The following is a 16,139-nucleotide window of genomic DNA, read 5'->3' on the forward strand; positions in this document are numbered from 1 at the left end:
CGCTCCTACGGGTTCCGCTCGGCCGCACCCGACCGGAAGGGCTGGTAGCTGCGCTCCTGTACCTGCGGGAAGTACTCGCGTGTCGCCTCGCCCACGACCCGCATCAGCTCGGAGTCGAGGGAGCTGGGGTCGGTGATGAGCTTGGCCAGGGGCGAGTCCGGAACGGCGTTCGTCAGGGGCGTGCGGCGTGCCCGGTGGATCGTGGCAAGGGCTTGCTGGGCGTTGGCCGCGTCCCGCATCTTGTAGACCGCCTGGGGGCCGTCCGGAATGCCGATCATGGACTTGGTTCCGCCGCTGCCCAGGCAGTTGCGGGGCATGTGCAGATGCTCATGCCGCCACTGCTGGTGGGCGGAGTGCAGTTTGAACGCCTGGTCGACCACGGTGTGCCGCAGCCAGGCCTCCGGGTCGTCGTGGCGGCGTGCGTCGATGTCCCGGAGGGTCTCGTCGAGTGAGGGACCGCCGAGCGAGTGCAGCCAAGCCTCCAGGTCGTTCCACAGGTGCTTGAACAGGTCCCGGAACATGTGCTGTTTGATCGACAGGGAGTGTGTGCCGCTGGCGGGCCCCAGGTTGGTGCGGAAGCCGTGGTACTCCCCCGTCGCCAGGTGCTCGGCCATCACCCGCTGCGCCTCGATCACCGGGTCGAGCAGTTCCCGGCAAGCCGTCAGGTGCTGCGCCGCCCGGCTGAGGGCCCGGCCGCGGATCGCCCGGATTGCGACCTCGAGGTGATCGTTCGCCTCGGCGCACAGGATCTCCGGGACCTGGTGCAGGGCGACGAACTCGCCGTGCAGGGTGGTCGCGTTCAGCTCGGTCGCGGCGACGGCGCGGGCCAGGGTCTCGGCGGAGATCAGCTCGTCGGTGTTCCGGCTGACCCCGACGGGCACTCCGGTGAGGTCGCTCTCCCACTTGGTCGCGTCGTGGCAGCCGGTCCGGATGCCGTGCAGCAGACGGTACAGCGGGTCGTCGATGCTCTTGGTGGCGATGGTGGTGCGGGTCAGCTCGGGCGCACCGGCCAGCAGCGCGCCCTTGGCGACGTCCTCCAGGCCCCGCAGTGACTCCACGTAGGCCGCGTAGCCGGCCGACCCGGAGATGCTCACGACCGCAGGTCCCGTGGCCACGCCGGTCCCGAAGACGCTGCGCACGTCGCACATCACGGTTCCGAGCCTGCGCAGCAGCCGGTGGAAGCCGACGGCCCACTGCACGTAGCGGGAGGCGGCCGGGATGCCGCCGGTGAGCAGGCACTGCTGTGTCCTGCCCGCCAGCCGGGCGAGGTTGAGCAGACACACTTCCGACGCCTGGAGGACGGCACACACGGTCGAGTCGTAGGTGCCCTCCGGCACCCCGCGTGCGGCCCGTGCCTCGCCGAGCAGATCGATGCGGTGCAGCTGGTCGTAGGTCTCGGCCACCGGTCCCAGTTCGGTCGTCTTCCGTCCGGCGGCGCACATCTCGGCTGTCACCGGGTCGTCCAGGCTTGCCATTGCGCCATCACTCCTCGCTGGGTGCCGCTGAGTACCGGATCGATTCGGTGGGACATGAGTCGAAGGCGTCGAGAACCCGCTCCAGTTCGTCGGGTGTATCGGGTTGTTTGCACACGTAGTGGACGTCGTTGTCGAGATCCGCGTCGAAGTTGTCGGGCGCCAGGTCGTTGCAGAGCTTGCAGTCGATGCAGGTGTCGTCGATCTCGAAACGCCCGTCGATCGGAACGCGCGTGGGAAGCGGCAGTTCAACTCTCACCGGCGGCTCCTCCTCCCCCGTGGGGACTGAAGTTGCGCATCGTCGGTTTGGCCGAGGTCCGCAGCGCGGTCTCGAACCGCTCGGTGTCCAGCAGGCCGAAGCGGGTGGACGCTCCGAGCCGGTCGCGGACCCCGGCCGTGACGGCTGCCCGGGTCGCGTCGCCGGAGCTCGACGGCGGCAGGGCGATCTCCAGCACGTCGCCGTCGACGTCGAAGGCGAAGTAGTAGGGGCCTGTGGTCATGGCGCCCAGGACGATGTCCTCGATCTCCAGCTGGGACGTCCAGCGGTCGCCGACCGGGATCCGGTCGCCGATCCGGCCACGGTGCTGCAGCCGGCGCAGCGGGGACCCGCACGCGCAGGGTGCGGCCTCGATCCGGCACATGTCGCCGGTGCGGTAGCGCAGCAGCGGCATGGCCCGGCTCGCCAGGGTCGTCACGGCCAGCTCCCCGACGGAGCCGTCCGGCAGCCGTTCGCCGGACGGCGGGTCGACCACCTCGAAGTAGGTCCGGGTCTCGACCAGGTGCAGCTCGCGCTCGCGGCAGAACATGGCCAGCGTGTTGGTCTCGGTCATGCCGAACATCGAGTACGCGACGGCGTCCCACTGGTCGGCCAGGCGACGCTTCTTGGCCGGCGACGCGCCCTCGCCCGCCATGAGGATCTTCGTGACGCTCAGGCCGGCCCGCGGGTCGATGCCGCGGCGGCGGGCGGTCTCGCCGAGGAAGAGGGCTCGCGTGCCGGAGCACACCAGTGTCGTCGCGCCCGAACGCTGCAGGGCGTCGACCATCCGGTCCGGCGTGCAGGACGGTGAGGCCGCGCCGAGGGGCACGATGGTGCAGCCGAGGATCTCGACGGCCCGGTCGAGGTCCTGGCCCACTCCGGCCAGTTCGTAGGGGACGGCGATGGCCGCGACGTCCCGCTCGTCGAGCACGGCGGACAGCAGCCCGGCGACGGTGAGGTTGTTCTCCAGCCAGTCCGCCATCGTGAAGAACGCCGCGATCGGGCGCCCGTTGCCGGTGCCGGAGCTCTCGTCGAACCGGATCACCTCGCGCCGCGGCACGGCGAGCATGCCCAGCGGGTAGGCGGCGGAGAGGTGCTCCCGCCTGGTGAAGGGGATGGCTTCGAAGGCGTGCGGGCGGCCCTGCACGGCCGCCCGGGCGGTCTCGGCCGGGACGAAGGCCGCGTAGAAGGGTGAGTTGCGGCAGGCGTGCTCCACGGTCGCGGCGAGTGCCTCCGCCGCCCAGGCGTCGAGTGCCGTGCGGTTCAGTGCGGTGACCGCGGCGACCTTCCGTGCGATGTCGACGCGGGAGACGAGGGTGTCGCGCAGCCTGGTGCGCGGGTCGTGGCCGGCCGGCCGGGCGAGCGTGGTCATCGGGAGGCCTCCTCCAGCCGGGCCATGGCCGTCCGCTCCTGGGCTGCCAGGCCGTCCACGATGGACGCCGCTTCGTGGAGTGCGCGCCGGGCGCCGGAGTCGTCGGTGTCACGCAGCAGGTTCGCCACGTCCGTCCAGCGCCGGGCGATGCGGCGGTACTCGACGGCGAGGTCGTCGTAGGCTGCGATGCCGGTCAGCTCGTGCGCCTCCTCCAGGAACTGCGCCCACAGGGTGCGGAAGAGTCCGCCGCCGGTTCCGCCTTCCTCCATGCTGGTGCCGACGGCGGCCATCGCCTGGACGGGACGGGCGAGTCTGTCGTGCCACCCCCGCATCAGCGAGCCGGCCTTCGCGATGCCTTTGTGGCCCATATTGGTGATGGGCGGGGCCAGGAACTCCCGTGCGGTGGCGAGGACCGAGGCCTGGCAGGCCTTGGCGAGGATCGACTCGTCGTAGCCGCGTGGGTCCACCCGCACCGACAGGTTGCGCGAGGACATCGGTCCCTTGGCGGCCCGGGCCCGGGCGAGGCTGTCCCGGGAGGTCGACTGGACGCCGAGCGACCGGGTCTCGACGACGACGAAGCGGTCGTCCTCGTAGCCGATGCAGGCGAGGTAGTGCGCGGCGAAGTGGTGGTTCTCCCGCGCGTAGTCGAGGTGGTAGCGGTCGAGTTTGAGTCCCACCACGTGGCCCTCGTCGAGGGCCTGGACGAGGGTGGCCTCGGCCTTCGCCGGGGATGTCGTCTCCTGCGTGCGCAGTTCGAGGGAGAGGGCACCGGCGACGTTGCGCATGAGGTGGTCGGGCTTGACCCGGCCGGCGAGGAACGGGCTCGGCATCTGCTTGGAGTGCCAGTACAGGAACGACAGGCCTTGTCCCAGGCCGAAGATCAGCGGCTCGCTCAGCTCGATGTCGTGATTGCGGAGCATGTTGAGCAGGGCGGTGGACTCGCAATGCTCGCCGGAGTACGGCGAGATCTCAATGACCGCCATCGCCGTGCCCCTTTCCGCCGCGCGGCGCCTCGTAAACGATCTCGAGCACGGAGCCGCTGTCGTTGTTGCGCAGGTGCCCGTAGGTGTGGCCCAGTTCGTCGGCCTCGGTGAACGCGATGTTCTCCAGGTGGTCGACGTCCCGGTCGAGGACGTCCAGGAGGTAGCGCACGTCGTCGTCGGTGTGCACGTCGATGGCGACGTGCGACATGAGCCGCCCGCGTTCGCCGGCGGGCCGTTTCGCCCATGGGCCGAACCGGCGGCAGGCGAACATCTCGATGACGCGTCCGTCGGCAAGCGTGATCGAGTTCCACCATCCCGGCGTGCCGTACTGGCGGGGCGAGATGTACGACGGGCCCATCTCGACGGTGGTGAGGAGGCCGGACGCCCGGTGGCCGTTCAGGTAGGCGTTCCAGTCGAACACCTGCTCGTCGCTGTCGTAGTCGCCCATGTAGATGCCGACGTGGTTGACCCCGGCGAGCTTCTCGACAACGTGGTCCGGCGCGTATCCGCACCAGGCCGCCAGGTACTGGCCGCAGTCGAGGTCGTTCCACATGCTTGACGTCTGGAGGACCTCCTCCCAGGTCCGGTCGAAACCGGCGCGGTGGGGGAAGCGACCGTCGCGTGTGGCGGTGATGGCCGGCGAACTTCCCGCGAGTGCGTTCATGGTGCTTCCTTCCTGCCCGTGATGACGAGGCCCATCTGCACTTCCGTCACGACGGCCGTGCCGAGCTCGGTGCCCTCCAGCAGGTCCTCGATCTCGCTCTTGACGTACGAGGCCCGGATCGAGGTGCGAAAGCCCGGGCGCATGTCGGCCGCGATGTTCGCCTTCATGAACTGGAACGTCGTCCGGTCGACGTCCCGGCGCAGGTCGGATATGCAGTAGCGGCCGCCCGGCCGGAGCACGCGGTGCATCTCTGACAGGGCGGTCACCGGGTCCGCCCACTCGTGCAGCGAGGAGGCGCTGATGACGTGGTCGAAGCGGTCGTCCTCGAACGGCAGGGCCAGCACCGTGCCGCGCTCGTAGGCACAGTGCTCGGCGACGCCGTACTCGTCGGCGTTGGTGCCGGCCCGGCGGAGCATCGCCGGTGAGATGTCGAGGCCGACGAGCCGGGCGGAATCGTTCGCCTGGCTGATCCATTCCAGGCCCAGGTAGCCCGGGCCGCATCCCAGTTCCAGGACCTCGCCGGAGTCGATCCCCGCCGCCAGGATGTCGTCGATCTTCTCCTGCAGCCAGCCGTTGTCGCGAATGTGCCGCTGCATCTCGTCGTATTTGAGGGCCAGTGCGTCGCCCTGGAGGCCCTCGTCCGTCTCCGGCACCCGGGAGGCGACGGTGCCCCGCGCGCTAGCCACGATCCGGTCCTGGCCGCCGTATGCCCACTGCTACACCTCTCATCGTCGCGCTCCCCATGTGCACGTCGGTACGGTCGTTGGTCGTCAGGAGATTGACCGAGGATCTGAGCGACTCGTCGATCGACGGTTCGCCCGGATACCACCAGCCGGCGTCCGCCATCACGACGTTCGGTGCGACGGAGTCGGAGATCTTGACCGTCATGCGCACCCCGCGCGCAGCGGCCCGGGTGAAGAGTTCCGCTTCCTCACCGTCCGCGAGCCCTTCCCGCTTTGCGGTGTCCGGGTGGACGGTCACCCGCGCCGCGGTCTGGCTGCGCGAGGTGATCGGCAGCTGGTGGAACTCGGTGTTGTAGAACTGACGCGGATGGGCGCTGGTCATCACGTACGGCAGCGCCGGGTCCGCCTGCGGCGGGTGGCGGTAGACGGGGAACGGCTCGTAGCCCATGGCCCGCAGACCGGGGTGCATCAGATTCACACGCCCGGACCGCGTGCGGAACCCGGCGTCGCGGTACTTGCGGTACCGCTTCTCGTTCCGGATGTAGCCGATCTTCGTGAACTGCTCCCAGGTGAGGCCGATGCCGGACAGTTTGGCGCCGAGGGCGTCTGGGACGGAGGGGAAGAAGTGCCGGGCGAGGCCCAGTCGTTCGGCCAGCGCGAGGATGATTTCCTCGTCCGATCGGCAGCCCTCGACGGTGGCGATCTTCTGCCGGGCCGCGATGTAGGAGTTGAACTCGACGACCTGGTCGCGTTCCAGCCAGCTGGAGGCCGGCAGGATCACGTCGGCGTACCGGGCGGTCGGCGTCATGAACAGGTCGCAGACGACGACCAGGTCCAGCTTGCCGAGCGCGGCGCGGACCAGTTCGGTGTTCTCGTGCGAGGCCAGGATGTTGCTGCCGAAGATCACCAGTGAGGTGACCGGGTAGGGCGTTCCGGTCAGGATGGCCTCGTGCAGGTCTCCCGGCGCGACCCAGCCGGACATCGACAGGATCTTGTGTTTGTCGCTGCCGATCCGCTTCCTCGCCTGTTCCTCCGGGAGCAGGTCCGAGCGGGGGAAGGCCCGCCGGCCCTCGATCGGCATCGGCTCCCAGATCACGTCACCGCCGGGGGCGTCGATGTTTCCGCAGATCGCGGCGAGGAGGGCGATGGCGCGATGGGTGTCGAAGGAGTTCTCGTTCTGCGACAGCCCGGTGCCGGCCTCGATGCACGCCCGGGAGGCGAGGGCGTAGGTGCGGGTCGCCTCGCGGATGAGCCCGGGTGCGAGCCCGGTGATCCGCGCGACCCGCTCGGCGTCGTATGCCTTGACGTGCTCGGCAAGTTCGTCGAAGCCGGAGGTGTGCGCGGCGACGAAGTCGTGGTCGTACCAGCCCTCGTCGATGACGATCTTGATCATGCCGAGGGCGAGGGCACAGTCGGTGCCGGGCTGGACGGGCAGGTGGAGGCCGGACCGGGCGGCGGTCGGGGTCCGTCGGGGATCGACGGCGATGACGCGGCTGCCCCGTTCCACGGCACGCAGGAACTTGATGCCGATCACGCCGTCGGAGTGGGTGCTCGGCTTGTTGCTGCCCCAGAGCAGGATGACCTCGGGGTCGCCGTCATAGTCGCAGAACGTGAAGGCGCCATAGGTCATGATCGAGGCCATGACCCGCGGGTAGAAGCACACGTGTGCCGGGCCGACCACGTTCGGTGTGCCGATCGCGTTGGCGAGCCGGAACACCCACTCCTGGTAGTTGCGGTCGGTCCCCTGGCCGAGGGCGACGGATTCGGGCCCGTGCCGGTCGATGGCCGCGGTGAGCTGCGCGGCGACGCGGTCGAGGGCGGCTTCCCAGCCGAGTGGTTCGAACGTCCCCGAGCCGCGTGGGCCGGTCCGTACCAGGGGTGTCGTCAGCCGGTCCGGGCTCTTCAGCAGGTCCAGTGACGCCTTGCCCTTGATGCAGAAGTAGCCCTCACTGGTGGGGTTGTCCGGGTCGCCGTGGATGTCGACGGGCACGCCGTCCACGAGTTCCACGATGGCGCCGCATCCGCCGTGACACATGCGGCAGATGGATTTCACGCGGGTGACCGTCAAGCCGGATCACCCGCCCGCTTCGCGGCCGGCACGAGCAGCCCCTCGAAGAGGGCCTGTTCGGCGTCGGCGATGGCCTCCAGCCGTGCCGCGACGGCTGCCAGCTGCCTTCGCCCGTCCGTACCGGGGTAGGCCGTCAGCATCTCGATCGCCTGGTCCCACTGCCGCTCGACGTCGCCGAACTCCTCGGCGAACGCCTTGAGTTCGTTGTCGTCACACCGCTGACCGGCCTCCTGCAGGAACTCGCGGTAGAGCTTGCGGAAGTTGGCTCCTCCGGTCCCGGCGAAGCGCCAGAAGCGACCGACCCCGGGCACCGTCTCTTCGGGGGAGGAGAGGGTCTCGTGCCATCCTTCGACCTCCGAGGCGGCACGACGCAGCGCCGGAAGGCCGTAGCGCGGTCCGCGGTCCGCGGTCATCCGCTCCGCGGTCAGCCGGACGGCGTTCCAGATCTGCTCGCGCAGCACCGCGTCGGGGTCCGTGGCCAGCCGTTCCGGCACCTGTTCGACGTACAGGTAGAGGTGAGGCGACGGCATGAAGCCCTCGTCGGAGGCGCGTGCGCGGCGCAGCGACGCCGCCGGCAGTGTCTGCGCTCCGCCCTGCTGTTCGGTGTCGACGACGTGGGCGTGCGTGTCGTCGAGTCCGTACAGCGCGAGGTAGTGCGCGGCGAAATGGCTCCGGGACGTGAAGTAGTCGAGGTAGAAGATGTCCACGGACACTCCCACGACATGTCCCGATTCCAGCAGTTCCGACGCAGTGGTGCTCGCCGTTTCCGCGTCGGGTGCTTGTAGCGCGCGCAGTTCCACGCCCAGGGCGGAGCAGGCGTTGCGGGACAGCTGGGCGGGCTCGATCCGGCCGGTGAGCATCGGTGTGGCGCGGCCGGGGTCGGGGGCGTCCCAGTACTGGAAGTCGATCCCCTGGCCGAGGCCGAACAGCATGGCTTCCGACATGGCGGCTCCGGCCTGGTGGAGCATGTTGCGCAGGGTGGTCGTCTCGCAGTGGACGCCGTGCTGGGGCTGAAATGTCGCCAAGCGCATATGGCTTCCCAATCGCAGGGTGCGAAGAATGCCGTGAACGGGGGTGCGGCTATGCGTCGAGCAGAACTTCGTTGTATCCCTGCAGATCCAGGAAGCCGGAGCCACTGGCCAGGACCACGATGACCGGTTCGAGGTTCTCCGCGTCGGCCTTGGCCACGACGTCCAGGGCCGCGGCGACCGCGTGACCGGTTTCCGGGGCGAGCAGCAGGCCCTCGGTCTGCAGCAGCAGCCGGCCGGCCTCCAGTGCGGTCCGCTGTTCGAAGGCGACGGCGTCCAGAACGCCCTTGTGCCGCAGCAGGCTGACCAGGGCTGAGCTGTGGTGGTTGCGCAGGCCGCCGACGTGGTTGGGCGGGGGGATGAAGCTTTCTCCCATCGTGTAGCCGAGCACCTCGGGTGTGAGGCCGCCGAGGTCGGTGCGGGCGTATGTGTAGACGCCCTGGGTGAGACGGGGCGCCGCCGTGGATTCGGCAGCGAGGAAGCGCAGGTCCGCCCCGTCGGCCTTGGCCCGCAGGTGGGGGCCGATGAGACCGCAGAGGTTGCTGCCGCCGCCCGAGCATGCGATGAGGTGGTCGCCGCGTCCGTCGACGCCCAGGTCCTCGCCGTGGACGTCCTTGAGCTGCTGGGCGACTTCGAGCCCGAGCAGCGTCTGGTGCAGGTACACGTGCGGCATCCCGCTGCCCGCGAGGTACGCGGCGGACGGGTTGCCCAGAGCGTGCTCGATGGCGTCGCTGATGGCGGTGCCGAGACTGCCGGGGTGGCCCGGGTTCTCCGCGAGGATCTTCCGTCCGCTCGCGGTGTGGGGCGACGGCGACGGCCGCACCTCGGCTCCCAGCAGCTCCATGTAGTGCCGTCGGTAGGGCTTCTGCTCCAGCGAGCACTTCACCATGTAGACCTCGGCCCGCAGACCGAACATCTGCGCCGCGAGGGCGACACTCATGCCCCACTGGCCTGCCCCCGTCTCGGTGACGAGAGTGGTCCGCCCTTCCTCGGCCGCGTAGTACGCCTGGGCGATCGCGGTGTTCAGCTTGAAACTGCCGCTGGGGAGGACGTCCTCACGCTTCAGGTAGATCCTCGCGCCCGTGCCGAGATGCTCCTCGAGCCGGTGCGCGCGGTGCAGCGGCGTCGGCCGGCCACAGTGCCTCAGCCCTTCCGCGACCGGTTCCGGTATGGCGATCCACCGGTCTTCGGGGGCGTTCTGTTCGATGAGGACCTGGGGCCGGATCTTCGCGGTTGTTTCCGCGGCGGTAGGGCTTCCGGAGTCCCTGGCTTCGGGCATCGGGCCCGGCAGGTCCGGAAGGAAGTTGTACCAATGGGCGGGCATCCCCGGCAGGGACCGGCCGCCGGGAACTGCGGGCCGGGAATCAGGCGTTTGCTCACGCCCGGCCCGGCCTGGGCTGTACGAAGTCACATTCCCCCCGCTCCCCCACTCCGGAATTTTGTGGGAGTCAGCGTGCGTAGCACCACTCGGGCCGCGCAACCGTTCGAACATCAGATCGCAATTCTGCCATCACACGCCGTGAATTCGCCACCGGGGATGCGGAATTCACAAGGCGGTAGATCCGTTTCCGAAATCACCGGGACCGCAATTCTTGGCCCACCTCCCGTAAAGGGGCAAGGCATGCCGCGGTCCCCGGAGGAGATCACCGAAGGAGTCCGCAAAGGCAGGGACGCCCTCTCGGCGCATTCAGCAGTGGACATCGATCGGGAGGCACCGGCTGGGGCACGATGCCGGGCAGGCCGCCGTTACGGGTCGGCGTCCCGGGAATTGATCCGTTCCGTCAGCGAGTCGGCGAGGAGCTGCCAGCTCTCGGCGTGGTGCCGCGCGAGCTCCGCGACCAGCGGCGCGCAGTGGATGGGCAGGCTGCTCGCCATCGCAGCCCAGTCGTGGGGCTGGGTGGCCGAGGGATCCAGGGTCCGCAGCAGCTTCCGGCCCACTTCGGTGAACCGCAGCGAAGGATCGGCCCTCAGGCGCCGGATCGCCGACGGCAGGTCCCCGCACGGCGGGTGAGCCCTTGGACGTTCCGCCGGTGCGGGGCGGTGGCCGGCCCCGTCCTCCCGGACCGGTTCGTCATCGGGCCGCACCACGGCCCGCGGTTGCGGTTCCCCTCGGTCTTCGCGTGCCCGCTTCCGGGCGTCCTTCGCCGTGGTGAGTGAAATATTGGCGGCCCGCGCCACCTCCCGCGCGGACGCGTCGGGGTTTCGCGCGAGGTACCCCAGCGCGCGACCGCGGCCCTCGGCCGCCGCCAGCGGGTAGGCCACCCCGTTACGACCCACCCGTACGGCGGTCGGGTGCGGAATTTCCGCACCCGACCGCCGCCTCAGCGCTGCGACGGTCTTGTCCGACAGACCGACGACACTCGCCAGCCGGCGGTTGGACCACTCGGGGAAGTCGGCGAGCATGCGGAGGGCCGCGGCCTTGCGGTCGGCCAGCGACAGGGGCAGTCCGTGGTTGCTGTTCAGCTTGACGGCGAGGACGAAAGCCTGTCGCTCGCCCCCGTTGAAGAGGACGGCGCTGATGTGCGAGGCGCCGCTCTTGGCCACCGCCCGCAGCCGGTGCACACCGTCGATGACCGTCATCGTCTTCCGGTGGATCACTATGGGCGGCAGTTCGGAACACACCTCGGCGAGCGCGGTGATGTGTCTCGGGTCCTCCCCGGCCGCCCGGAGCGAGCCCACGACCACAATGCTGTTTATCGGTACTCGCGTGATCTCCGATAAGAGTCCGCTGAAGTACAATTCTGAACGACTTAAGTGCTGCTGCATCGGCTGCTGTGCGGCTGCCGAGACATGCTCCCCCACTCTTCCCCCCAGCGAACTCCGGCGGACCTGCCGGCCGCCGCACGGCTATCTGGCTGCGGATGACGTCAGGCAGCGCGGCGAATCAGGAACCAAGGAGGGAAAGGGCTGTCATGGGCCATCGGAAAGGTGAGCAACATCGAGTTTCCCCCGCGACGCAATGCCGAACCGACCTCAAACCCTGCCAGCAGGATCGATTCCACGCAAGAGTCCGTTCACGCACACCGGTTGGCATTGCCAATCGATTCTTGATCGATTCTTGATCGCCCGGTGGTGTCGCGGCGGCGGTGCAAAGACGGCCGGATAGACGGAATGAGCAGCTCCCCGCAGGAGGCGGAGAATGCCTTCGCTGCTCGGCGCTTGATCCGTTCCGGTCGTCCAAAGCGTGTTGCATAAGGCTGTGACCTGGCAGGTCAGGGCCCGGCCCGGACGGTTCTGCTCATGTTGCCAGGGCGAGACAGTGCAGGTGGGCGACTGCCTGGACAGCGTGATGGAGGCCGTCGCCACTCTGCCGGCAATCGCGGAGGATCGTGTAGCTCTTCACCCTTGTGAAGGCATGTTCCACACGGGCGCGGACCTTGCGGTGTCCGGCATTGCCCCTCTCCTCGCCCGGCAGGAGCGGCCGCCCCCGGCGTTTGCAGTGCGGGACGGTGAGCCCGGTGTGGATACAGGCGCCCTTACCGAGCACCGTGACGCCCTGGCAGTGCGCAGGCAGGCCGGAGTCCCGCCGGATTCGGGCATCGGCTGTGTTGCCCGGAGCGGGCCGGGCAGCGGCGACCACCAGTTTGGTGCCGGCGTCGATGATGCCCTGCACGTTTACGGAGAAGCGGTAGTTACGGCACCAGCCTCACCCTGCGCCGACTCGCCCCGCTGTGCGGAGTCTACAAGCCGGCCGCCGACCGCATCACCGACCACCCCGCACCCTCGCTCGCGCTTCAGTCGGGTACCGGCGGCGAAGTCCAGGGGGACGAGAGTGCAAAGTGGGATTGCGGGGGGGCCGGCGCAGGCAGCCGGGCACCCGTCGGAGTGCGCTCGGCCGGGGCCCGTCCCGCGCCTTGGTCCAGCGGGTGTTGCCCCACCGTGGTTGAGCTTGCCGTTTATCCGGTGCGGCGCGGTTTGGTGCCCACCTTGTGATGAGTGGGTCGGCTGTATGCCTGGCCGGTGGCTAGGACGCGTCCCACGTCATAGCGGGTGGCCGACTGCCGGTTCTTCGAGCCGGGCGGGCGCCCGGGGCCGGGCCGGGACGGTTTCGGTGCACGCGCTGGCGAGGGCGTTTTCGTGCGGAGGTTTCTGAACCCTCGCCGGACCCTTGCCGGGGTGAGCTTGTTCGGTGGCGTCGGCTTTTCCCAGGGCCGCCGGAGGTCGGTGGCCAGTGGGCGGGCAAGACCGAGCTGAGTGTGGGCAGCAATCACGAGCCACGTCCAGCGGTCTGCCGCAGCGGAGTCACGGAGGCGAGGCTTCGTCCATCCCAGGGCCTGCTTGAACAGGCGAAATGTGTGCTCGATGTCGAAGCGTCGCAGGAAGGACTGCCAACAGCGGTCGATGTCCTGAGCCGTGGCTGCGGTTCGCGACCACCAGAGCCAGACCGGCTTGTTGACTCCTCCTGAGGACAGTTTCTCGACGGCCAAGCGGATGACGGTTCCCTCAATGATGGGCAGTGGCCCTTCATGGTCGAGCCAGGCTGCACGGCGGGTGAGCCGGGGGTGGAGCCGGTCCCAGGCTTGCGCGGTGGCTCTTCCGTAGAGCCGGGTGGCCGTGGTCGTCACGGCCTGCTCGGTGCCCCACGTAGAAGGGTCGCCGAAGACGAACTCGCCGCCGTGCTTGGGCGGGCGCCCGCCTCTCGGGTCGTAGACGCGTGGTGGTGTCGGTCGTCGCATGACCCGGTCGGACCGAAGCCGCCCAAGGATCTGCACCGGCAGGCCGGACAGGAGGTGAGCGATGCGAGGTGCGTCGTATCCGGAGTCCAGAACGACCAGGATCTCCGGTCTCCTTCCCGCCACTGACCAACGGCGATGAGCCGCTCGGTGACCTCACGGATCTGGGTGGTGGTAACGGCCGCGAGATCGGCACCCGGCTCCAGGCGGACCGCGTCCAGCACGGCGGTCCAGGAGGTGCGGCCGGTCTCCAGCGCGGCCACGACCGAGTACGGCCAGCCAGGGATCATCCGGTGCTCGTTCTGCCCTCTGCCGTAGGTATGGCAGAAGGAACGGTCCGCGCAGGTCGCCGCGTCCGGCCTCAGCCAGGGCGATACGTCGACGGCCAGGACCAGCCTGCCGTCCGCGGCTCTCGGCAACGGCAGGCCGGCCAGTGCCCGACGGAGCCGACCGTAGTCGATCCGCCGCTGGTTGAGCCCCCCGTACAAGGCTCCGTGACCTCGCCGGTGCTCTGGCGCGAGCGCGAGATCCACCAGCGTTTTGACAGGGCCCTCCGTGCAAAGGAGGGCGTCCGTCAGCTCGAACAACGCATCCGAGCGACTCGTGAGGCACCCATAGAAGTCCGCCCGGAACTGCGACAACATGGCCAGCGACTCACCCCGGCCACCGGTCAGAGGACTCACCCCGCGCGACCCTGCCCAACCTCGACCTGGAGCAGACGCGGAGAAACCTCGAAGCCATGACGGGAATACGCCGAAATCGCCCGGTCGCTGGAGTGAACGGTCACCCGCTCAAGACCGAAGTCCCTCGCCCACGCCAAGACCGCCTCGATCAGCTCGCCTCCCAGGCCGCGGTCACGCTCCTCGGGCACGACGTATGTGCACTGCACGTCCCCCGACATCCGCTCGAACGCGCGCGGATGCGGCACACGCTGCGTGATAGCCAGCCAAGCCATGCCGATCACAACGTCGTCACGGACCATCACCATGCACCGATGCGAGGACTGGGTCTCCCGGGCCCATGCCACGAACCGGGGAACGAACTCGTCCAGCTTGATGTCGGGCGTTCCGTAGAGCTCCTGCACCCACCGCCACCGCAACTCAGCTACGGCGGCTAACTCATGGTGCTGGGCAGGGCGGCACACGATGTCATCCACGGCTTCATCCTGGCGCAGAATCACCAGCACGACAGCCGCTTCCACCACTCCCGCACCCGCAGAGCGGCGGTTCCAGGGACCCGCTTCGTTAAACGACAAGCTCAGCCCGGACGGGCGCACTCTGACCACCGGCAACGCCAACGGCTCCGTCAAGCTGCTGGACGTCGCCTCCCGCCGCCTCGTCGCCACCCTTGCCGGGCAGGCGGCCACGACGTGGGCCGTCGCGTTCAGTCCCGACGGGCGGACCCTGGCCACGGCCGGATCCAACGGAGACATACGCCTGTGGGACACCGCCACCCACCGCGGGATGCGGACTCTTGCGGGCCACACGGGGGTCATCAAGGCCCTGGCGTACTCCCCCGACGGCCGCACGCTGGCCAGCGGCAGCGCCGACCGTACGGTCGGCCTGTGGGACACCGGCAGTCACCGCACCACCGCCGTCCTGGCGGGCCACGACGACACCGTCGTCTCCCTCGCCTACGCCCCCGACGGCCGCGCCCTCGCCACGGTCGGCCTGGACCGGTCCAGTCGCTTGTGGGCACTGGACGCCGAGGGCATCGCGGGCCATGTCTGCACCCTCAGCACCACCCAGGAGTGGCACGCCCTGGTGACGGGACTGCCGCGCGGGGCGCCCTGCCCGTGATGTCCGGGCAGCCGGTCCGGCCGCACGTGAGGGCGGCGGTCCGGCCGCCCGGACGGGGCGGCATTCCGCGGACCGTCAGCCGATGTCCGGAGTGCCCGTCCCCGGCTGCATCGTCTTCTCCGCCATGGGCACCTGAAGCTCGCCGTTCGTGTCGTAGAGCGCCGCGACCGCTCGCGCGGGGGTGTTCCTGTCGAGTGTCTGGTTGGTCCACTCGACAAAGCTCGCGTGCTGTACGCCGTCACAGCGCAAGTCGCCCTTGGCCTTGGTCGCCTTCAGGTACGTGGCGGGGGCGGGAAGAGGCGGAAAGGAGGTGAGGGTGACATCCAGGCGCTGCGTCGCCGATGTACAGGCATAGTCGAAGGAGACGAGCACCGAGGGGACCGTCCCCTGCCCGTTGAAGATCTTCTTGACACTTACGGACGGCTCCGTGGCGACGGTCCTCACCGCCTCTGCGGCCGGCCTGCCCGCCGTATGGCCGCCGGCGGCGGCCGCTATGGGAACCGCTGTGCTGAGAGCAGCCGACACGAGTGTGAATACCCCTGTCGCGCGAAGAACTGTGCGTTTCACTGATGTTCTCCTCAATATGTCGGGGAAGAAGGGAACCGGCCTGTATTTCGGGTCTGCTGGTGAGACGGTTCAGGGCTGACCCCCGCGCGGCCCCGACCGCCCGCCGGTTCACGCCTGCCGTATCCGGCGTCATGCACCGGTCGCTGTTCTGCCGGCCCGGGCTGACGGCCAACAGTGCAGCGCCTGGGACGGTTAGGGGTCCAGAGGTTTCCTGGTCTCCTGTATGCACAGGAGACCAGGAAACCGGAGCTGACCTGCACAGATGTGGTCAAGGAAGCCGCTCCCCGGTGTCCGGCAACCGCCGGGCTTCCCGCACCGTCGGACGGCGGTTACCCATCTCGCCCCAGGCTGTACTGCGGCCTGAAGTGCGGTTGCTCCCGGCGGTCTCCCACTGGAACGATCTTCCCGGGACGCTCTCGCCGGTGTCCTTGCAAGCGCCATCAGTATCGGAGGCACGAAGACTCTCCGTCCTCGGGGGTCCGCCCACGCGATGGACAGGGGGAGACCAGCAGTGAATGACAGAGACCAGGATCCTGGCGGCTCAAGAGCCGGGCCCCCTCTTCAGGACCCGCTC

The 16,139-nt window shown here is 69.1% G+C and carries 13 protein-coding genes and 2 pseudogenes; 1 reads left to right on the forward strand and 14 read right to left on the reverse strand.

Annotated elements, in window-relative coordinates; genetic code table 11:
• Positions 1 to 5: 5 nt before the first annotated feature.
• From ACFZCD_RS30135 to ACFZCD_RS30195, 13 genes and pseudogenes are all read right to left on the reverse strand, one after another.
• A complete protein-coding gene (locus ACFZCD_RS30135) occupies positions 6 to 1,475 on the reverse strand; it encodes a hypothetical protein (protein WP_391836228.1) in 1,470 nt (489 codons plus the stop codon).
• 7 nt (positions 1,476 to 1,482) lie between these two features.
• Positions 1,483 to 1,731: a ferredoxin gene (locus ACFZCD_RS30140; RefSeq protein WP_391836229.1), complete on the reverse strand. Its 249-nt coding sequence runs from the start codon at positions 1,729 to 1,731 to the stop codon at positions 1,483 to 1,485.
• Positions 1,721 to 3,100, reverse strand: coding sequence for a phenylacetate--CoA ligase family protein (locus ACFZCD_RS30145; RefSeq protein WP_391836230.1), 1,380 nt, complete (start codon positions 3,098 to 3,100; stop codon positions 1,721 to 1,723). Before ACFZCD_RS30145 ends, ACFZCD_RS30140 begins: the two co-directional genes overlap by 11 nt.
• Positions 3,097 to 4,083 carry a BtrH N-terminal domain-containing protein gene (locus ACFZCD_RS30150; protein ID WP_391836231.1) on the reverse strand — a complete coding sequence of 329 codons (987 nt, stop codon included), beginning with the start codon at positions 4,081 to 4,083 and terminating at the stop codon, positions 3,097 to 3,099. Before ACFZCD_RS30150 ends, ACFZCD_RS30145 begins: the two co-directional genes overlap by 4 nt.
• Positions 4,070 to 4,747 carry a hypothetical protein gene (locus ACFZCD_RS30155; RefSeq protein WP_391836232.1) on the reverse strand — a complete coding sequence of 226 codons (678 nt, stop codon included), beginning with the start codon at positions 4,745 to 4,747 and terminating at the stop codon, positions 4,070 to 4,072. The genes ACFZCD_RS30150 and ACFZCD_RS30155 overlap by 14 nt, the downstream gene beginning before the upstream one ends.
• Complete coding sequence (locus ACFZCD_RS30160) at positions 4,744 to 5,433, reverse strand: class I SAM-dependent methyltransferase (protein ID WP_391836233.1); 690 nt, start codon at positions 5,431 to 5,433, stop codon at positions 4,744 to 4,746. Before ACFZCD_RS30160 ends, ACFZCD_RS30155 begins: the two co-directional genes overlap by 4 nt.
• Positions 5,426 to 7,483 carry a molybdopterin-dependent oxidoreductase gene (locus ACFZCD_RS30165; RefSeq protein WP_391836234.1) on the reverse strand — a complete coding sequence of 686 codons (2,058 nt, stop codon included), beginning with the start codon at positions 7,481 to 7,483 and terminating at the stop codon, positions 5,426 to 5,428. Before ACFZCD_RS30165 ends, ACFZCD_RS30160 begins: the two co-directional genes overlap by 8 nt.
• A gap of 11 nt (positions 7,484 to 7,494) precedes the next feature.
• A complete protein-coding gene (locus ACFZCD_RS30170) occupies positions 7,495 to 8,523 on the reverse strand; it encodes a BtrH N-terminal domain-containing protein (protein ID WP_391836235.1) in 1,029 nt (342 codons plus the stop codon).
• Positions 8,524 to 8,578: 55 nt separating this feature from the next.
• The gene (locus ACFZCD_RS30175) at positions 8,579 to 9,850 is read right to left on the reverse strand and encodes a TrpB-like pyridoxal phosphate-dependent enzyme (protein ID WP_391836236.1); all 1,272 of its coding nucleotides are present in this window, start codon (positions 9,848 to 9,850) and stop codon (positions 8,579 to 8,581) included.
• Between the two features lie 422 nt (positions 9,851 to 10,272).
• Complete coding sequence (locus ACFZCD_RS30180; RefSeq protein WP_391836237.1) at positions 10,273 to 11,205, reverse strand: ParB N-terminal domain-containing protein; 933 nt, start codon at positions 11,203 to 11,205, stop codon at positions 10,273 to 10,275.
• A gap of 559 nt (positions 11,206 to 11,764) precedes the next feature.
• Positions 11,765 to 12,163: pseudogene (locus ACFZCD_RS30185) on the reverse strand (transposase family protein); the annotation flags it as partial.
• A gap of 259 nt (positions 12,164 to 12,422) precedes the next feature.
• Positions 12,423 to 13,843: pseudogene (locus tag ACFZCD_RS30190) on the reverse strand (NF041680 family putative transposase).
• Between the two features lie 35 nt (positions 13,844 to 13,878).
• Positions 13,879 to 14,355 carry a GNAT family N-acetyltransferase gene (locus tag ACFZCD_RS30195; RefSeq protein ID WP_391836238.1) on the reverse strand — a complete coding sequence of 159 codons (477 nt, stop codon included), beginning with the start codon at positions 14,353 to 14,355 and terminating at the stop codon, positions 13,879 to 13,881.
• On the opposite strand from ACFZCD_RS30195, the gene ACFZCD_RS30200 reads away from it, so the two are divergent.
• Positions 14,345 to 14,998, forward strand: a complete 654-nt coding sequence (locus tag ACFZCD_RS30200; RefSeq protein ID WP_391836239.1) for a WD40 repeat domain-containing protein — start codon at positions 14,345 to 14,347, stop codon at positions 14,996 to 14,998. The two genes, ACFZCD_RS30195 and ACFZCD_RS30200, sit on opposite strands and share 11 nt — an antisense overlap.
• A gap of 75 nt (positions 14,999 to 15,073) precedes the next feature.
• Here the strand turns inward: ACFZCD_RS30200 and ACFZCD_RS30205 are convergent, their stop codons facing one another.
• Positions 15,074 to 15,442 (reverse strand): hypothetical protein, encoded by a 369-nt coding sequence (locus tag ACFZCD_RS30205; protein ID WP_391836240.1) that lies wholly within the window; start codon positions 15,440 to 15,442, stop codon positions 15,074 to 15,076.
• Positions 15,443 to 16,139: the final 697 nt, after the last annotated feature.

Source organism: Streptomyces sp. NPDC008001 (assembly GCF_042958085.1).
In the GTDB taxonomy this organism is placed as follows: Bacteria; Actinomycetota; Actinomycetes; order Streptomycetales; family Streptomycetaceae; genus Streptomyces.

Bases quoted from the DNA above. Each gene is read 5' to 3' on its own strand.
- ACFZCD_RS30135 (WP_391836228.1), bottom strand. From the start codon at position 1,475: ATGGCAAGCCTGGACGACCCGGTGACAGCCGAGATGTGCGCCGCCGGA.
- ACFZCD_RS30175 (WP_391836236.1), bottom strand. From the start codon at position 9,850: ATGCCCGCCCATTGGTACAACTTCCTTCCGGACCTGCCGGGCCCGATG.
- ACFZCD_RS30150 (WP_391836231.1), bottom strand. From the start codon at position 4,083: ATGGCGGTCATTGAGATCTCGCCGTACTCCGGCGAGCATTGCGAGTCC.
- ACFZCD_RS30155 (WP_391836232.1), bottom strand. From the start codon at position 4,747: ATGAACGCACTCGCGGGAAGTTCGCCGGCCATCACCGCCACACGCGAC.
- ACFZCD_RS30200 (WP_391836239.1), top strand. From the start codon at position 14,345: ATGTCATCCACGGCTTCATCCTGGCGCAGAATCACCAGCACGACAGCC.
- ACFZCD_RS30145 (WP_391836230.1), bottom strand. From the start codon at position 3,100: ATGACCACGCTCGCCCGGCCGGCCGGCCACGACCCGCGCACCAGGCTG.